The 16,856-nt window shown below is 70.2% G+C and carries 18 protein-coding genes; 4 read left to right on the top strand and 14 right to left on the bottom strand.

Annotated features, from left to right (window positions below; genetic code table 11):
• Window positions 1–64: 64 nt before the first annotated feature.
• Window positions 65–460, top strand: coding sequence for a winged helix-turn-helix transcriptional regulator (locus ACIHCQ_RS11865; RefSeq protein WP_399660737.1), 396 nt, complete (start codon window positions 65–67; stop codon window positions 458–460).
• Here the strand turns inward: ACIHCQ_RS11865 and mutM are convergent.
• The 9 genes from mutM to ACIHCQ_RS11820 all read right to left on the bottom strand — a co-directional run bounded on the left by mutM (window position 409) and on the right by ACIHCQ_RS11820 (window position 9,759).
• Complete coding sequence (gene mutM, locus ACIHCQ_RS11860) at window positions 409–1,293, bottom strand: bifunctional DNA-formamidopyrimidine glycosylase/DNA-(apurinic or apyrimidinic site) lyase (RefSeq protein ID WP_399660734.1); 885 nt, start codon at window positions 1,291–1,293, stop codon at window positions 409–411. The genes ACIHCQ_RS11865 and mutM overlap by 52 nt on opposite strands.
• A gap of 129 nt (window positions 1,294–1,422) precedes the next feature.
• Entirely contained in the window at window positions 1,423–2,298 is an 876-nt protein-coding gene (gene rnc / locus ACIHCQ_RS11855; RefSeq protein ID WP_399660731.1) for a ribonuclease III, read from the bottom strand.
• A gap of 19 nt (window positions 2,299–2,317) precedes the next feature.
• Complete coding sequence (rpmF, locus tag ACIHCQ_RS11850) at window positions 2,318–2,491, bottom strand: 50S ribosomal protein L32 (protein WP_003965982.1); 174 nt, start codon at window positions 2,489–2,491, stop codon at window positions 2,318–2,320.
• A 2-nt stretch (window positions 2,492–2,493) separates the two neighbouring features.
• A complete protein-coding gene (locus ACIHCQ_RS11845) occupies window positions 2,494–3,135 on the bottom strand; it encodes a YceD family protein (protein WP_399660894.1) in 642 nt (213 codons plus the stop codon).
• Window positions 3,136–3,293: 158 nt separating this feature from the next.
• Window positions 3,294–4,379 carry an ATP synthase F0 subunit B gene (locus tag ACIHCQ_RS11840; protein WP_399660728.1) on the bottom strand — a complete coding sequence of 362 codons (1,086 nt, stop codon included), beginning with the start codon at window positions 4,377–4,379 and terminating at the stop codon, window positions 3,294–3,296.
• 74 nt (window positions 4,380–4,453) lie between these two features.
• Complete coding sequence (gene coaD, locus ACIHCQ_RS11835; RefSeq protein ID WP_399660892.1) at window positions 4,454–4,933, bottom strand: pantetheine-phosphate adenylyltransferase; 480 nt, start codon at window positions 4,931–4,933, stop codon at window positions 4,454–4,456.
• A 26-nt stretch (window positions 4,934–4,959) separates the two neighbouring features.
• On the bottom strand, window positions 4,960–5,544 hold the full coding sequence (gene rsmD, locus ACIHCQ_RS11830; RefSeq protein ID WP_399660725.1) for a 16S rRNA (guanine(966)-N(2))-methyltransferase RsmD: 585 nt from the start codon (window positions 5,542–5,544) through the stop codon (window positions 4,960–4,962).
• A 95-nt stretch (window positions 5,545–5,639) separates the two neighbouring features.
• Window positions 5,640–7,850 (bottom strand): ATP-dependent DNA helicase RecG, encoded by a 2,211-nt coding sequence (recG, locus tag ACIHCQ_RS11825; protein ID WP_399660722.1) that lies wholly within the window; start codon window positions 7,848–7,850, stop codon window positions 5,640–5,642.
• Between the two features lie 301 nt (window positions 7,851–8,151).
• Window positions 8,152–9,759 (bottom strand): DAK2 domain-containing protein, encoded by a 1,608-nt coding sequence (locus ACIHCQ_RS11820; RefSeq protein WP_399660719.1) that lies wholly within the window; start codon window positions 9,757–9,759, stop codon window positions 8,152–8,154.
• A gap of 394 nt (window positions 9,760–10,153) precedes the next feature.
• Between ACIHCQ_RS11820 and rpmB the strand changes: the two genes are divergently transcribed.
• Window positions 10,154–10,339 carry a 50S ribosomal protein L28 gene (gene rpmB, locus ACIHCQ_RS11815; protein WP_078877327.1) on the top strand — a complete coding sequence of 62 codons (186 nt, stop codon included), beginning with the start codon at window positions 10,154–10,156 and terminating at the stop codon, window positions 10,337–10,339.
• A gap of 143 nt (window positions 10,340–10,482) precedes the next feature.
• On the opposite strand, the gene thiD is transcribed toward rpmB, so the two are convergent.
• Together thiD and ACIHCQ_RS11805 are read right to left on the bottom strand one after the other, a co-directional pair.
• Window positions 10,483–11,310, bottom strand: a complete 828-nt coding sequence (gene thiD / locus ACIHCQ_RS11810) for a bifunctional hydroxymethylpyrimidine kinase/phosphomethylpyrimidine kinase (RefSeq protein WP_399660714.1) — start codon at window positions 11,308–11,310, stop codon at window positions 10,483–10,485.
• A gap of 30 nt (window positions 11,311–11,340) precedes the next feature.
• Window positions 11,341–12,312 (bottom strand): thiamine-phosphate kinase, encoded by a 972-nt coding sequence (locus ACIHCQ_RS11805; RefSeq protein WP_399660712.1) that lies wholly within the window; start codon window positions 12,310–12,312, stop codon window positions 11,341–11,343.
• A gap of 250 nt (window positions 12,313–12,562) precedes the next feature.
• Here ACIHCQ_RS11805 and ACIHCQ_RS11800 point away from each other — a divergent pair, with 250 nt between their 5' ends.
• Window positions 12,563–12,796 carry an Lrp/AsnC family transcriptional regulator gene (locus ACIHCQ_RS11800; RefSeq protein ID WP_029384521.1) on the top strand — a complete coding sequence of 78 codons (234 nt, stop codon included), beginning with the start codon at window positions 12,563–12,565 and terminating at the stop codon, window positions 12,794–12,796.
• A 252-nt stretch (window positions 12,797–13,048) separates the two neighbouring features.
• Here ACIHCQ_RS11800 and ACIHCQ_RS11795 read toward each other — a convergent pair whose 3' ends face one another.
• Genes ACIHCQ_RS11795 through ACIHCQ_RS11785 form a run of 3 tightly spaced genes read right to left on the bottom strand, consistent with a single transcriptional unit; the run spans window position 13,049 to window position 16,003 of the window.
• The gene (locus ACIHCQ_RS11795; RefSeq protein ID WP_399660708.1) at window positions 13,049–14,206 is read right to left on the bottom strand and encodes a D-alanine--D-alanine ligase family protein; all 1,158 of its coding nucleotides are present in this window, start codon (window positions 14,204–14,206) and stop codon (window positions 13,049–13,051) included.
• A 34-nt stretch (window positions 14,207–14,240) separates the two neighbouring features.
• Window positions 14,241–15,254, bottom strand: coding sequence for an NAD(P)H-dependent glycerol-3-phosphate dehydrogenase (locus ACIHCQ_RS11790; RefSeq protein ID WP_399660705.1), 1,014 nt, complete (start codon window positions 15,252–15,254; stop codon window positions 14,241–14,243).
• Complete coding sequence (locus ACIHCQ_RS11785; protein WP_399660702.1) at window positions 15,251–16,003, bottom strand: lysophospholipid acyltransferase family protein; 753 nt, start codon at window positions 16,001–16,003, stop codon at window positions 15,251–15,253. The genes ACIHCQ_RS11790 and ACIHCQ_RS11785 overlap by 4 nt, the downstream gene beginning before the upstream one ends.
• Before the next feature lie 189 nt (window positions 16,004–16,192).
• On the opposite strand from ACIHCQ_RS11785, the gene cofC reads away from it, so the two are divergent.
• Window positions 16,193–16,837 (top strand): 2-phospho-L-lactate guanylyltransferase, encoded by a 645-nt coding sequence (gene cofC, locus ACIHCQ_RS11780; protein WP_399660699.1) that lies wholly within the window; start codon window positions 16,193–16,195, stop codon window positions 16,835–16,837.
• The last annotated feature ends 19 nt before the right edge of the window (window positions 16,838–16,856 follow it).

Here is a 16,856-nt window from a genome sequence, read left to right as displayed (position 1 = left end):
GGACCGCACCCTAACCGCGAGTTTGCGCAATCCGTCAGTTAGCGCAGTGTCGTATGGTGGCCGCATGCCGAGCGCCTTTGATGTGTTCTCCCGCCAGTGCCCGTCGCGCTCCACTCTGGAGGACGTGACCGGCCGCTGGGGCAGTCTCACCCTCGGGGCGCTGCACGAAGGCACCCTCCGCTTCAATGAGCTGCGGCGGCGGGTGGACGGCGTGAGCGAGAAGATGCTCTCCCAGACTCTGCATGCGCTGGAACGCGACGGGCTCGTACGGCGCGAAGCGCAGCCGACCAATCCCCCGCGGGTCGACTACGAGCTCACCCCGCTCGGCCGCCAGGTCTCGGAGCGGCTGCTGAACCTCATCCAGTTCGTGGAGGGGCAGATGCCCGAGGTGCTGTCGGCGCGGGAGCGCTACGACGCGATGCGGGGCGAGACGCGGGCCGAGGCGCGCGGCGGGCGCTGACAGCGCGGGCAGAAGTAGCTCGACCGGTTCATCCAGGGGCGGCGGCGCATCGGTGTGCCACAGCGACGGCACGGCTCGTCCTCACGCCCGTACGCGTCCAATGACCGGTCGAAATAGCCCGATTCGCCGTTGACGTTCACATACAGGCTGTCGAAGCTGGTGCCGCCGACGGCGAGGGCCGCGACCATCACCTCCCGTATATGGCCGAGGAGCTCGACCGAGCGGGGACGAGTGAGAGCCGCGGTGGGCCGCTCGTAGTGGAGCTTCGCGCGCCACAGGGCCTCGTCCGCGTAGATGTTCCCGACGCCGCTGATCAGCGACTGGTCGAGCAGCGCGCGTTTGACGGTCGTACGGCGCAGGCGCAGCGCGGTGTGGAAGGCGTCGTCGTCGAAGGCCGGGTCGATCGGGTCGCGGGCGATGTGCGCGATCACATCGGGAAGGCCGTCCGGGGTGTTGTCGTGCAGGGAGAGCCCGCCGAAGGTGCGCTGGTCGACAAAGCGCAGCTCGGTGGAGAGCGCGTCGTCGAAGCGGATGCGGATGCGCAGATGCTTCTCGTCGGGGGCGGCTTGTGGCTGTACGAGAAGCTGGCCGCTCATCCCGAGGTGGCCCAGGATCGAGGAGTCCGTGTCCGCCAGCGGCAGCCAGAGGTACTTGCCGCGGCGGGCGGCGATGGAGACAGTGTGGCCCTTGAGCCGGGCCGCGAAGTCGTCGCCGCCGCCGAGATGACGGCGGACCGCGCGCGGGTGGAGGACCTCCACCTCGGCGATCGTGCGTCCGCTGACCCAGCGCTGGAGTCCGCGCCGTACGACTTCGACCTCGGGCAGCTCGGGCACGGGGCTCCTTCAATACTCACACGGTGACGCCCGCAGCGTACCGCCGCGGCCGTCGCCGAAAGCCGTGAGGCCCCGACTCCAGGAGAGCGGGGCCTCACGGCTGAAAGCGCGGAAACGCAGAATGCAGAATCAGGCCGAGGCCTTGTCCGCGGGCTCCGAGGTCGACTCGGTCGACTCGGTCGGCTCCTCGGAGGCCGGCGTGGTGCCGTCGGCCACGTCGGTCACCGCGGCCGCGGGTTCCTTCCCCACCGCCACGCGTGCGTCCGCAGCGGCATGGATCTCCCGCCACGCCGACTCCGCCGCCTGCTGCTCCGCTTCCTTCTTGCTGCGGCCGGTGCCGGTGCCGTACGAGACACCACCGACGCGGGCGGCAGCAGTGAAGGTCTTCTCATGGTCCGGGCCGGTCTCGGTGACGAGATACTCCGGGACTCCGAGCCCCTCAGCGGCGGTCAGTTCCTGGAGACTGGTCTTCCAGTCCAGGCCCGCGCCGAGGTTGGAGGACTTCTCGATCAGCGGGTCGAAGAGCCGGTGCACCAGCTCCGAGGCCGCTTCGAGGCCCTGGTCGAGGTAGACCGCGCCGATCACCGCTTCCAGGGTGTCGGCGAGGATGGACGCCTTGTCCCGGCCTCCCGTGCCTTCTTCGCCCCGGCCGAGCCGAACGAAAAGACCGAGTTCAAGGCCACGACCGACCTCCGCCAGCGCACGCGAATTGACCACCGCGGCCCGCAATTTGGCCAGCTGGCCTTCAGGCAGGTCGGGGTGGGTGCGATACAGCGTGTCGGTGACCACCAGACCGAGCACCGAATCCCCGAGGAATTCGAGCCGCTCGTTGGTGGGCAGACCGCCGTTCTCATACGCGTACGAACGGTGGGTCAGCGCACGCACCAGAAGGGCGGTCTCGAGGTGATACCCGAGCCGCCCTTCCAGGATCGTGTGGGACGAGGCTGCGCTGACTGTGTTTACTGCGTCGTCTGCCTGCTTCTTGGCATTGGACAGCTCAGACATCGGGCCTCTCACCAGCCGCTCAGACCTCGAGGACCTGGCGCTTGTTATAAGTGCCGCAGCTCGGGCACGCAATGTGCTGAAGCTTCGGCTCCTGGCAACGCTCACACGAAACCAAGGTGGGGACCGCAGCCTTCCACTGCGACCGGCGGTGGCGCGTGTTGCTGCGCGACATCTTCCGCTTCGGAACAGCCACGGCTACTTCTCCTGCTTCTCGTCGACGCCTGGATCAGCGTCGTCGCCCATATCGTCCTTCTCGCCGTCCTTGACGGTTTCGGCGAGTCCCTGCAGTGCCGCCCAACGAATGTCGACGACCTCATGGTGGTGGTCCGGGTTCTCATCCAGCCTGACCCCGCACTCGGGGCACAGGCCGGCACAGCTCTCCTGGCACACCGGCTGCATCGGCAGTGCGAGCACTACCACGTCACGCAGCACCGGTTCGAGGTCGAACAGACCATCCTCGAGAGAGAGCACGTCCTCGTCCTCGGCGTCGTCGACCGGCTCCGCGGTGTGACCGCGGAGCCGGTCGTCGGCGTCGGGGTACGTGAACAGTTCCTGGAAGTCCGCCACGACATCTTGGCGCATCGGCTCCAGACACCTTACGCACTCCCCCTCGGCCGTTGCACGGGCGGTGCCGGAGACAAGCACACCATCCATGACCGACTCGAGGCGGAGGTAAAGCTTCATCGGCGCGCCCACGGGCACACCGACAACCCCTTCGATACCGAAGTCCGGGGGAGTCTCGACCGTATGGTTCAGCCGCTGGAGCGCACCGGGACGCCGCCCCAGCTCGTGTGTGTCGAACACGAGGGGGTTGCGATGGTCAAGGCGCGCTTTCAGGGGATTTACCACTTTCGGATCGTATGGAGGGGCCGTCCTGCTCCGGAGTCGAAGCGGGCAGCCGGGATCGCGGATCTACGCGCGACCGAAGAGCCAGGATACTTGACCGGCCGCCGTAGACCCAATCCGGTACTCGGCGGCCGGGACGCGCCTCCTGCTCAGCGCTCTTGCTCGTACCGGCGCAGTTGTTCGAGGTCGATCATGCTCGTATCGAAGAGGCTCGTCTCGTCGAGAGCGGAGCCCTGCTGCGGCGGTTGCTGGGGCTGGGGCTGGGGCTGCTGCTGCTGCTGCTGCTGGTAGGCGTACGGGTCCTGCTGCGCGTACTGCTGGTCGTAGCCCTGCTGCTGGGGCTGCTGGGGCTGGTACGCGGCGTACGGATCCTGCTGCTGGTAGGCGGCGTAGGCCTCCTGCGGCTGCTGCTGTTGCTGCTGCTGCTGCTGCTGCTGCTGCTGGTAGGCGTACGGGTCGTGCTGGGGCTGCGGCTGGTACTGCGGTGGCGGCTGGACCTGCTGCTGCTCGGGCAGCTCCGCGAGACCCGCCAGATAGTCGGCGTCACTGGCGTGCTGCTGCGTCCCCGCCGCGTCCTGGGCGGCCATGTGCTCGCCCAGCGCGTCGCTGGTGGTCCGCCCGTGCAGCTTCAGCCTCCCCTTGCCCACCGCGACGAGGGTCTTGGAGAGCACGGCCTCGAAGGCGCCGAGCTTGGTGTCGACGTACTCGTCCGCGCGCTGGATCAGGGTCTGCGGGTCCGCGCTGTACTCCGGGGCGTCCGCGTCCGCGTACCCCTGCTCGTCCAGGCCGGGTCCCCGGCCGAGGAGCTTCTCGCGACCGCGGTCCACGGAGCCGATGGTCTTGGTGAGGACCACCTCGAAGTTCGCGAGCTTGGAGTCGACGTAGTCGTCGGCCTCGGCGCGGATCTCCTCGGCCTCGCGGCGGGCCTCGGCGAGGATGCGCTCGGCCTCGTCCTGGGACTGGCGGGCGACCTGGGTGTCCGAGATCAGCGAACCGCGCTCGGCGTGGGCGGTCTCGATGATCCGATCGGCCTCCGCGCGGGCCTGCTCGACCAGCTGCTCACGGCCGCCGATCAGCTCCTGCGCCTGGGCGAGCGAGCCGGGGAGGGCCTGGCGGACCTCTTCGAGCATGGAGAGCAGCTCGGCGCGGTTGACCACGCAGGAGGCCGACATGGGCATGGACCGGGCGTTCCCGACCGCCTGGACGATCTCGTCGATCTTCTTCTGCACGTCCACCGTGTGCTCGCCACTCTCTACAGCTGATTGGAGACGGACGGAACGACTGTACGGGCAGTTCGACTGTCAGACCGTCACTTCTCACCGAGGCGCTCGGTCAGGGCCCGGTGTACGACGGGAGGCAGCAGGTGAGAGACGTCGCCGCCCCAGGCGGCGACCTCCTTGACGAGGCTGGAGGAGAGGAAGCTGTAGGTGGGGTTGGTCGGGACGAACAGCGTCTCGACGCCCGAGAGGCCGATGTTCATCTGGGCCATCTGCAACTCGTAGTCGAAGTCGCTGACCGCGCGCAGCCCCTTGACGATGGCCGGGATGTCGCGCTGCTTGCAGAAGTCGACGAGAAGGCCGTGGTGAGACTCCACCTCGACGTTTCCGTACTCCCTGGTGACCTGGCGGATCAGGTCGATCCGCTCCTCGACCGTGAACAGGCTCTGCTTGGACTGGTTGATCATCACCGCGACGTGGACGACGTCGTACAGCTTGGAGGCGCGGCCAATGATGTCGAGGTGTCCATTGGTGATGGGGTCGAATGACCCTGGACAGACTGCTCGGCGCAACGGAAGTCCCTCGCTCTCCGGTTCGGTCATCGTGCGTCTTCGCACGTGGATGCGGCGCGACCGTACCAAAGCGTGCCCTCGCCGTAGCGACGCGCCCGCAGTGGTTCAAAGCCCTGCGGCCATACGAAGGCGCCGCCTCTGGTGCTGCGCTCCACGGTGACGAGAGCATCGTCCGCGAGCCACCCCCGCGTACGGAGTGTGAGCAGAATCTCGCGGAGTTCGTCGTCGGCGACGCCGTACGGAGGGTCGAGGAACACCACGTCGTACGGGGCGTCGGGGGCCGGACCTGTGGCGATCTGTTCCGCTTTGCCGGTACGGACCTCGGCGCCCGGCAGTCCGAGCGCGCGGACGTTGTCCCGGACGGTGCGGGCGGCGCGGGCGTCGGCCTCGACCAGGAAGGCGTGGGACGCGCCCCGGGAGAGCGCCTCCAGGCCCACGGCTCCGGAGCCCGCGTACAGATCGGCGATACGGATGCCGCTGAATGTGCCGAGGAGGGACTCCCAGCTGGAGAACAGCCCCTCACGGGCACGGTCGGAGGTGGGTCGGGTGCCGGTGCCGGGCGGGACGGCGAGGCGACGGCCGCCGGCCGCGCCGGCGATCACGCGGGTCATGGTGTCGGTCCTCGTCGTCGGGTCGTGGGGGCGTGCGTGGTGTCGGGCACCCCCCACGATATGACCTCGCGCCCCACCGGGTCGTGGGCGGGCGGTCACCCCTTGTCGAGGTACTGCTCGCGCTCCTCGTCGAGCAGCGCGTCCAGCGCCGTACGCAGCTCGGGCAGCCGCTCCAGCGCCGGGTCCTCGCTGACGATCGTGACCGCCTCCTCGCGGGCCGCCGCGATGATCTCCTCGTCCTCGATGACCGCGAGCATCCGCAGCGAGGAGCGCACTCCGGACTGGGCCTGGCCCAGCACATCGCCCTCGCGGCGCTGTTCGAGGTCGATACGGGAGAGCTCGAAGCCGTCGAGCGTGGCGGCGACGGCCTTGAGCCGGGCCCGGGCGGGGCTCGCCTCCGGCATCTCGGAGACCAGCAGACACAGCCCGGGGGCCGAGCCACGGCCCACCCGGCCGCGCAGCTGGTGCAGCTGTGAGACGCCGAACCGGTCCGCGTCCATGATCACCATGGCGGTGGCGTTGGGGACGTCGACGCCGACTTCGATGACGGTGGTGGCGACCAGGACGTCCACCTCGGCCGCGGCGAAGCGGCGCATGACGTCGTCCTTGTCGTCCGGCTGCATCCGTCCGTGCAGCACTTCGACGCGCAGACCGCGCAGGGGGCCCGCCGCGAGCTGTTCGGCGATCTCGATCACGGCCAGCGGGGGACGCTTCTCCGCTGCGTCCTCCGGGGACTCCGGAGACTCCGGAGACTTCTTCTTCGCGTTGGCCGCCTCGTCGGCGTCGTCGCCGATCCGGGGGCAGACGACATACGCCTGGTGGCCGTTCTCCACTTCCTCCCGCACACGCTCCCAGGCGCGCGCCAGGAAGTGCGGTTTGTCCTGGGCGGGCACCACATGGCTGGCGATCGGCGAGCGGCCGGCCGGGAGCTGGTCCAGGACGGAGGTCTCCAGGTCGCCGAAGACGGTCATCGCGACCGTACGGGGAATGGGGGTGGCGGTCATGACCAGCAGGTGTGGCGGCTGCTTGCCCTTGGAGCGCAGGGCGTCGCGCTGCTCCACGCCGAAGCGGTGCTGCTCGTCCACGACGACCAGGCCGAGGTCGTGGAAGCGGACCTTGTCCTCGATCAGCGCGTGTGTGCCGATGACGATGCCCGCCTCGCCGGTCGCCAGGTCGAGCAGCGCTTTCCGGCGCGCGGGCATGCCCATGGAGCCGGTGAGCAGCACCACTTTGGTGGCGTCCTCGGTGCCGCCGAGCATGCCGCCCTCCGCGAGCTCGCCCATCATCTGGGTGATCGAGCGGTGGTGCTGCTGGGCGAGGACTTCGGTGGGCGCGAGCATCGCGGCCTGGCCGCCCGCGTCCACGACGGTGAGCATCGCCCGCAGCGCGACCATCGTCTTGCCGGAACCGACCTCGCCCTGGAGGAGTCGGTGCATCGGATGCTCGGCCGCCAGGTCGTCGAAGATCTCCTTGGTGACCTTCTGCTGGCCTTCGGTGAGCGTGAAGGGCAGCTTGGCGTCGAAGGCGTCGAGCAGTCCCCCCGGCCGGTACTTGCGGGCCACGGCGGGCAGCTGGCTGTCGGCGAACCGCCGCCGGGCCAGCGCGACCTGGAGGACGAAGGCCTCGTCCCACTTGAGGCGGTCCCTGGCCTCGGCGATGTCCGCCTTCGTCCGGGGGCGGTGGATCTTGCGCAGCGCGTCGGGGAGCGTGGCCAGTCCGCGGCCTTCGCGCAGGGAGGGCGGCAGCGGGTCGGCGGCTTCGGCGGCGTGCGGCAGGACCGCGTCCACCGCCTTGGCGATCTTCCAGGACTCCAGCTGCTTGCAGGCCGGGTAGATGGGGATCAGCTGGTTGGCGAACGCGTCCGCCGCGTCGACCGCGTCCTCGGCGCCGACGACGCCCAATGGTTCGTACGCGGGATGGGCGAGCTGCAGCTTGTGGTTGAACACCGACACCTTGCCGGCGAACATCGCGCGGCTGCCGGGCAGCAGGTCCTTGTGCGGCTTGTGGACGCCCTTGCCGAAGAAGACGAGCTGCAGCCGCCCGCTGCCGTCGGTGATGGTGACTTCGAGCCGCCGGCCGCGCCCCTGGTTGAAGGTCAGGACGCGGGCGTCCGCGACCTGGGCGACGACCGTGACGTGCTCGTCCAGGGGCAGCTCGGAGAGCGGGGTGAGCTCACCCCGCTCGGCGTACCGCCGTGGATAGTGGTGGAGCAGGTCACCGACCGTATGCAGGTCGAGGTGGTCGGCCATCACCTTCGCGGTGGCGGCGCCGAGGGACTTCTTGAGGGGTTCGTCGAGCGCGGGCACGGATCTATTGCACACCACGGCGCTGACAGTCGGCGGGCAGGTGGGGACATCGGCTGGTCGGGGTGCGGTGCGCCTGCGGCGGGCTTTTCCCCTACCCGCCCCATCCCGTAACCAAGGGGCTCCGCCCCCTGGACCCCCGTACCGCCCTTCGGGCGGTGTCCTCAAACGCCGGACGGGCTTGAATTGCCGGGCCACCGGCAACTCAAGCCTCGCCGGCGATTGAGGCGCTGGGGGTCCCCCACGCCCGCCAGGGCGTAGGGGGCGGGTTCGGGGGCGGAGCCCCCGACAAGGGGCAGCGCCCCTACTCCACGCCGATCAGCAGCGGCGGCGACTGCGTGCCGCCCCGGTAGATCACCGTGTCCACCGCCCAGTGGCCGTCCCTGATCCGTCTCTCCAGGTGGTCCGCCACCACCTGGTCCACCTCGTCCGCCAGGATCAGCGTCACCAGTTCGCCGCCCGCCGACAGCATCCGGTTCAGCACCGTCTCCGCCGTGGCCGCCAGGTCTGTGCCGATCACCGCCACGTCGCCGTCGATCAGGCCCAGTACGTCCCCGGCCTGGCAGACCCCCGCCGTCGTCCACGACTGGCGTTCCGCGATCGCCAGTTCCGCGTAGCGCGTCGCGCCCGCCGCCGCGGTCATCGCGACCACGTCCTCGTCGAAGCGCCGGTCCGGTTCGTGGACCGCGAGCGCCGCGATGCCCTGGACCGCCGCGCGGGTCGGGATGAGGGCGACCCGCACCCCCTCCGTACGGGCCTGTTCCGCCGCCGCTGCGGCCGTGTGCCGCAGCTCCGCGGAGTTCGGCAGCAGTACTACCTCGCGCGCGTGCGCGCGCCGGATCGCGTCGACCAGTTCGCCGCTCGCGGGCGGCTCCCCGGGGCGCGCGAGCACCGTCGTCGCGCCCGCCTCCGTGCACAGGCCCGCCAGGCCCTCCCCCGCGACGACCACGACGACCGCCCGCTGTGCCTGCTCACGCGCCACCGGCGCGGCGGTGTCGAAGTGGGTGATACGGATCCGGTACGGCCGCCCCGCCTCGACGCCCGCCTCCACCGCCGCGCCCGCGTCGTCCACATGCACATGGACGTTCCACAGGCCGTCGCCGCCGACGACGACGAGCGAGTCGCCGAGCCCGTCGAGCCGGGCGCGCAGCTTCGCCACCGCCGCTTCGTCCGCCTCCAGCAGGTAGATCACCTCGAAGGCGGGGCCCCCGACCGCGCAGGACTCCACCGCGCTGTCAGCGCCATATGCGGGATCCCGTCGTACGTGTGCCATCGCCGGCGCCGCCGGGGCCGCCTCCCCCGACACCGCCTCGACCAGCGCCCCGAGCACCATCAGCAGTCCGCGCCCGCCCGCGTCCACGACACCCGCGCGCTCCAGCACCGCGAGCTGACCGGGCGTCGCGTCGAGCGCGGCCCGTGCCCCCGCGTACGCCGCCCGCGCCACGTCACCCGAAGCCTTCCCCACGCAGGCCTCCGCCGCGTACGCCGCCGCGGCCGCCACGCTCAGGATCGTGCCCTCGACAGGATGGGCCACCGCCTCGCGCGCCAGCCCTGCGGCCCGCCGCAGCGCGCCCGCCAGGTGGTCCCCCGCGCCGATCCGCTCCGCCATGCCCCGCAGCAGCTGCGCCAGGATCGTCCCGGAGTTTCCCCGCGCCCCGAGGAGCGCGCCGTGCGCCATCGCCCGCGCCACATCGGCCGGAGCGGGCACGGAGGACCCGGTCGCGTGCGCGGCGAAGACCGCCTCGACCGCCTGGGAGGCCGACTCCACGGTCAGATACAGATTCGTGCCGGTGTCCCCGTCCGCGACCGGATACACATTGATCGCGTCGATCTCCTCGCGCTCCCGGCCGAGGGCTTCCAGCGACAGTGAGCACCAGGTCCGCACCGCTGCGGCGTCGAGGGTCTGCGGCACCTGGTGATCCTCCTCGTAAAGCCGACTCGCGTCCGACGTATCCTGAGCAGCGGAATGCCCGCAGGGTAGACCCCGGACCGGTTCGTCGTAGTCCTCGGGCCGTTGTATGATTCTGCGGTCGCTCGGCTTCTGCCGGGCGAATCTACTGCTTGAGCCTTAAGGCACGAACCGGCTAGCCGGGGTCACGGTTGGGGCATCGAATCGCAGTAGTGCCGCCGTGCTACCGATGGTACGGCGTGGGTACTTGTCATCGTGCCCGTGCCGGAGCCTCCGCTCCGGCAGATGCGGTCCATACGTCACTTCCAGTGGCGGGCGGGAGCCGCGATCCTGGCGCAGAATTGGTCTGCGGCCGGGAAGGTGACCGTAAGTGCATCTGAGGTCTTTGGAGTAACCCGTGGCTGCCAACTGCGACGTCTGCGGCAAGGGGCCGGGCTTCGGCAACAGCATTTCGCACTCGCACCGCCGTACGTCCCGTCGCTGGAATCCCAACATCCAGCGCGTGCGTGCCGTGGTCGGTCGGACGCCGAAGCGGCTCAACGTCTGCACCTCGTGCATCAAGGCCGGTAAGGTCTCGCGCTAAGCGACGGTTCCCCGCCTATGCGGGGGTGACCCCGCCGACGTACGTTCCGTCGTAGCGCAGCTGCCTTCCGGTTGCTTTGAAGGCCGGTCCACCTTTGGGTGGGCCGGCTTTTCGCCGTTCGCGCGAGAACCCGCCGCTTCGCTCTAGCGGCGGGTTCTGAACCGCCAGGCGTGGTCCACGGGGCCGAGTCCCCCGCCCAGCGGGAACCCCGCCGCGATCGCGCCCGTCACGTACTCCTTCGCGGCCCGTACGGCCTCCGGCACGTCCATTCCCCCCGCGAGCCCCGACGCCACCGCGGACGCGAGGGTGCAGCCGGTCCCGTGGGTGTGCCGGTTGTCATGGCGGGGCGCGCGCAGCCAGTGCTCCTCGGTGCCGTCCGTCAGCAGATCCACGGCGTCGCCCGGCAGATGCCCGCCCTTGATCAGCGCCCACCGGGGGCCGAAGGCGAGGACGGCGTCCGCCGCCTTGCGCATGCCGCGCTCGTCCTCGACCACCACGCCTGTCAGCTGGGCCACCTCGTCGAGGTTGGGCGTGGCCACGGTCGCGACCGGCAGCAGAGCGCCGCGTACGGAGTCGAGCGCCGAGGCCGCCAGCAGCGGGTCACCGTGCTTGGACACCCCCACCGGGTCCACGACCACCGGCGCCGCCGTGTCCGCCAGCAGCTCGGCGACGGCCTCGACCAGCGGCGCCGACGCCAGCATTCCGGTCTTCACAGCCTGTACGCCGATGTCGTCGACGACGCTGCGGTACTGCGCCCGTACGGCCTCGACGGGCAGCTCCCACGCGCCCTGTACGCCCAGGGAGTTCTGGGCGGTGACGGCCGTGAGCACGCTCATGCCGTGCACGCCCAGCGCCAGCATGGTCTTCAGATCGGCCTGGATGCCCGCACCGCCGCCGGAATCGGACCCGGCGACGGTGAGAACCCGCGGAGGTATGCGCAGCAGAGGTACGTGAAGCGGAGGTACGTTCATGCGCCCGAACCTACAGAACGGACTCGCACGCTACTTGCCGTCCTCGATGTCCCCGAAGTGGTCCCAGCCGCCCTTGCTGGTCCACGGCGCCCCGTCGACCGTCACCTGCGGCAGCGCCGACGGGTTGAGCACCTCGCCGATCACCTTCCAGCGGGCGGGCAGCTTCGCGTCCGGCGGGAAAGTGGCGACGATCGCGTGGTCCTCTCCCCCGGTGAGCACCCACTGGAGCGGGTCGACGCCGACCGCCTGGCCGATGTCGTTCATCTGGCTCGGGATGTCGATAAGACCGGATCTCAGGTCGATGCGCACCTTGCTGGCGACCGCGATATGCCCGAGGTCGGCGACGAGTCCGTCGCTGACGTCCGTCATGGCGGTCGCGCCGAGACCGGCCGCCGCGGGGCCCGCGTGGTACGGCGGCTCGGGCCGCCGGTGCGCCTCCACGAAGGCGCGCGGCGAGCGGAAGCCGCGCGAGAGCACCGCGTGGCCCGCCGCCGACCAGCCCAACCAGCCGGTGTACGCGACGACATCGCCGGGCTGTGCGCCGGCCCGGGTCACCGGCTCGTGGTTGCGCAGATCGCCGAGCGCCGTGATCGCGAGGGTGATCAGGTCACCGCGTACGACATCGCCGCCCACGACGGCGGCGCCCGCGACCTGGCACTCGTCGCGGATGCCGTCCATCAGTTCGGTGGCCCAGGTGACCGGGAGTTCGGCCGGGACGACCAGGCCGAGCAGCAGCGCGGTCGGGACCGCGCCCATCGCGGCGATGTCGGCCAGGTTCTGGGCGGCTGCCTTGCGCCCCACGTCGTACGCCGTCGACCAGTCGCGGCGGAAGTGCCGCCCCTCGAGCAGGACGTCCGTACTCGCCACAACCCTGCGGTCGGGTGCGGCGATGACCGCGGCGTCGTCGCCGGGTCCCAGCTGTACCGCGGGGGTCGAGGTGAGCCGGGAGGTGAGCTCCCGGATGAGCCCGAACTCCCCCAACTCGCCCACAGTGCCCTTCACCGAGTCTCACCTCTCCGTCGTCCCGCCGGGTGCTCCGGCGATGCTGCTTGCTCTCGTTCGCGGCCACATTGCCTGCGGTCGCGAGTCGTCCGCGCCCTGGGTACCGTCAAGAGATACGTCAACTTCCGCTTTCCGTGCGCCACGCTGCGGGGATCGCCCGGTGCGGGGGTCTCCCCGCTGCCCGCGGCGACGCGATACCGTGGCGTCTCTTCTCTCCCCACATGATCCTCGTGGCCGCCCTGGAGGTTCCGTGGTACAGGCGTACATCCTCATTCAGACCGAGGTGGGCAAGGCGTCGACAGTCGCCGAGACCATTGGCAAGATTCCAGGAGTGATTCAGGCCGAGGACGTGACCGGTCCTTATGACGTGATCGTGCGTGCTCAGGCCGACACTGTCGATGACCTCGGACGCATGGTGGTTGCCAAGGTCCAGCAAGTGGACGGCATCACCCGCACTCTGACCTGCCCGGTCGTGCACCTGTAGCCCCCGTCCATACTCGGCCGGTGGCGTCTTCCCGCCGTCGGCTCCGCTGCCTGTCAGCCTGCTCGTCCGCCGTCGCGCGGTGCTGCTGACCGCCGCGGGCTGCTCCTCCACGGACGCAGCGGTGTCGATCACGGTTCCCGGCCCCCGCCGGAGGAGGCTTCCGAACTGACCGCCGGCCGGGGCGATGCCACGATCGTCGCGTTCGTCGCGATCGTACTGCGCTGCGGGGGACCGGCCGAGGGTCGTTCCGCTCTAGCGCAGGCCGGTCGGGCGGCGCAGCGCGGCCTGGATCAGCCTGTCCACCAGCTCCGGGTAGCTGACGCCGCTCTCCTGCCACATCCGCGGGTACATCGAGATCGGGGTGAATCCCGGCATCGTATTGATCTCGTTGATCACGAACTCGCCGTCCTCCTGGAGGAAGAAGTCCGCGCGGACCAGCCCCTCGCAGGATGCCGCGTCGAACGCCTCGACGGCGAGCCGCCGCACCTCGGCGGTCTGCTCGGGCGTCAGCGGCGCGGGCACCAGGCCGGGCGCCGAGTCGATGTACTTGGCCGCGAAGTCGTAGAACTCATGGGCCGTGACGGGCGGGATCTCGGCGGGCACGCTGGCGCGCGGGCCGTCCTCGAACTCCAGCACTCCGCACTCGATCTCGCGGCCGCGCAGCAGCGACTCCACGAGGATCTTGGGGTCGTGACGCTGCGCCTCGGCGATCGCCTCGTCCAGTCCGGCGAGGTCGTCGACCTTGGTGATGCCCATGGACGATCCGCCGCGCGCGGGCTTCACGAAGAGCGGCCAGCCGTGCTCGCCCGCGAAGTCGATGATCTTCTTGCGGGCGGCGGAGGGGTCCTGCTGCCACTCACGGGGGCGGATCACCTCGTACGGGCCGACGGGCAGCCCGAAGGAGGTGAACACCCGCTTCATGTACTCCTTGTCCTGCCCGACGGCCGAGGCGAGGACGCCGGAGCCGACGTACGGGACGCCGGAGAGCTCCAGCAGCCCCTGCAGGGTGCCGTCCTCGCCGTACGGGCCGTGCAGCATCGGGAAGACGACGTCGACCTCGCCGAGCGCCTTGGGGACGGAGCCGGGCTCGCTGTAGGTGACTTCGCGGCTGCCGGGGTCGACGGAGAGAACCACGCCGCCCTCCGCGGACTCGGTCAGCTGGTCGACGTTCGGCGTGGAGCGGTCGGCGATAGCCATCCGCTCCGGCTCGTCGGCGGTGAGCGCCCACCGGCCGTCCGTGGTGATGCCGATCGGCAGTACGTCGTACTTCGTACGGTCGATGGCACGCAGCACGGCGCCGGCGGTGACCACGGAGATTCCGTGTTCGGAGCTGCGGCCGCCGAAGACGACGGCTACGCGCGGCTTGCGGCGCTGCTGCTGAGGGCTCTGGGGGAGGTTCTCGCTGCTCATATCGCGATGAGACTACCCGGTGGTTGTGACAACGTCAGCGACGCTCGGGCTTGGCGGTACGCGACATCAGTTCCTTCAGCGCGACCACCGGCGGCTTGCCCTCGTGGACGATGCCGACGACCGTTTCCGTGATGGGCATGTCGACGCCGTGCCTGCGCGCCAGATCGAGCACCGACTCACAGGACTTGACGCCTTCCGCGGTCTGCTTGGTGACCGCGATGGTCTCCTGAAGCGTCATGCCGCGGCCCAGGTTGGTGCCGAAGGTGTGGTTGCGGGAGAGCGGCGAGCAGCAGGTGGCCACCAGGTCGCCGAGTCCGGCCAGCCCCGAGAAGGTCAGCGGGTCCGCGCCCATCGCCAGTCCCAGCCGGGTCGTCTCGGCCAGTCCGCGGGTGATCAGCGAGCCCTTGGCGTTGTCGCCGAGGCCCATGCCGTCCGCGATGCCGACGGCGAGGCCGATGACGTTCTTCACCGCGCCGCCCAGCTCGCAGCCGACGACGTCGGTGTTGGTGTACGGGCGGAAGTACGGGGTGTGGCAGGCGGACTGGAGCCGCTGGGCCACCGCCTCGTCGCGGCAGGCGACCACCGCGGCGGCCGGGCGGCGCTGGGCGATCTCCTTGGCGAGGTTGGGGCCTGTGACAACGGCGACGCGCTCCGCGGGCACCCCCGCGACCTCTTCGATGACCTGGCTCATCCGCTTGGCGGTGCCCAGTTCGACGCCCTTCATCAGGGAGACGAGGACGGTGTCGGCGGGCAGCTTGGGCACCCATGCCGCGAGATTGCCGCGCAGCGTCTGCGAAGGGACCGCGAGGACGGTGAAGTCGGCGTCCTGCAGTGCCTCTGCCGGGTCGGTGGTGGCCCGGATCGAGGCGGGAAGCTCAATCCCCGGCAGATAGTCGGGGTTGGCGTTCGTGGTGTTGATAGCGTCGACGAGTTCGGCGCGGCGGCCCCACAGGGTCACTTCGCAGCCCGCGTCCGCGAGGACCATCCCGAAGGCCGTGCCCCACGAGCCGGTTCCGAATACTGCCGCCCTGGTGGCTGCGCGCGTCACTTGGTGCCCTCCTCGGCCGCCTTGCGGCGCTGCTGCGCGAGGACTTCGCGCAGATCGTACGGCTGCTCGGGCGCCTGCTCGCCGCGCAGATCCTCCAGCAGGTCGGTGACCGCGGCCATGATGGTCTCGGTCACCTCCTTCAGTACTTCCGGCGTCGGCTCCTTGCCGTAGAAGCTCGCGAGGTCGACCGGCGGACCGGCCTTCACCTGGAGCGTCTTGCGCGGGAAGAAGCTGATCTTGTTCGCCTTGGCGTACGGCGGAACCGCCAGGTTGGCGCCCCACTGGGCGACCGGGACGACCGGCGCCTTGGTCACCAGAGCCGCCCGCGCCACCCCGGTCTTCGCGGTCATCGGCCACTGGTCGGGGTCGCGGGTGAGGGTGCTCTCGGGGTAGAAGGCGACGCATTCTCCGCGCTCGATGGCCTCCACGGCGGCACGGAAGGCCCCGTAGGCGTCGGTGGATTCGCGGTAGACGGGAATCTGGCGGGTGCCGCGCAGGAGTGCGCCGGCAATGGGCGTCTCGAAGAGCGTGGCCTTGGCCAGGAATCGGGGCACACGTCCGGTGTTGTACTGGAAGTGGCCGTAGGAGAACATATCGATGACCGAGTTGTGATTGATGGCAGTGATGAATCCACCGTCCGCCGGAATGTGTTCCATTCCCCGCCAGTCCCGCTTGAACAGAACCAACAGCGGCGGCTTGGCAATGACCGCCGCAAGGCGGTACCAGAAGCCGATTCTACGGCGGGACACTAGGCCACCTTCCTCTATGCCGGGCCTGCTGCCCGGCTGCTGGGGGTCAAGTGTCGCCCCAGGCCCCTGGTCTGTCGAGAACACCGTACGCCCCGCTCTCAGCGCCCGGCCCTACGGGCGTTCGCACCCTCAGGTGACAATGGGCACCCCTCGCGCACGGATGGAGATCTCGCCACGAACACCGACCCGATGGCCGTCTGGTCCCTGGTCGTCCCGCTGAAGCCGCTCGCCCTGGCAAAGAGCAGGCTCGCGGACACGGCGGACGAGGCGCTGCGGCCGTATCTCGCGCTGGCCTTCGCACTGGACACCGTGGCCGCGGCGCTGGCCTGCCCGGCGGTCCGGGATGTGGCAGTCGTCACGGACGATCCGGCGGCCACCGCGGAGCTCGCCGCGCTGGGGGCGCGGGTCGTGCCGGACACCCCGGCGGCGGGGCTCAATGCGGCGCTGGCGTACGGGGCGGGGGCGGTGCGGGCGCGGCGCCCTGCCGCTGCCGTCGCCGTGCTCAATGCTGATCTTCCCGCATTGCGCCCCGCGGAATTGACGCGAGTACTGACGACAGCATCGATATTTCCGCGGGCATTTCTGACGGATGCGGCCGGAATCGGCACAACATTGCTCGCGGCGGCGTCCGGGGTGGAATTGCGTCCTGCTTTCGGTGGGCTGTCGCGGCGTCGGCATTTGGCGTCGGGGGCCGCGGAAATCCTGCTCGACGATGTTGATTCGGTACGGCAGGACGTGGACACCGGAGATGATCTGCGGGCGGCTCTCGCCCTGGGGGTGGGTCCGCGTACGGCGGAGCGCTGGGAGACCGGCGCCCATGCGATGGACGGCTGACACTACAGCCATGGCCGGC

It is taken from the genome of Streptomyces sp. NPDC052236 (assembly GCF_044548015.1).
In the GTDB taxonomy this organism is placed as follows: domain Bacteria; phylum Actinomycetota; class Actinomycetes; order Streptomycetales; family Streptomycetaceae; genus Streptomyces.
This window is presented reverse-complemented; position numbering and strand designations above follow the sequence as displayed.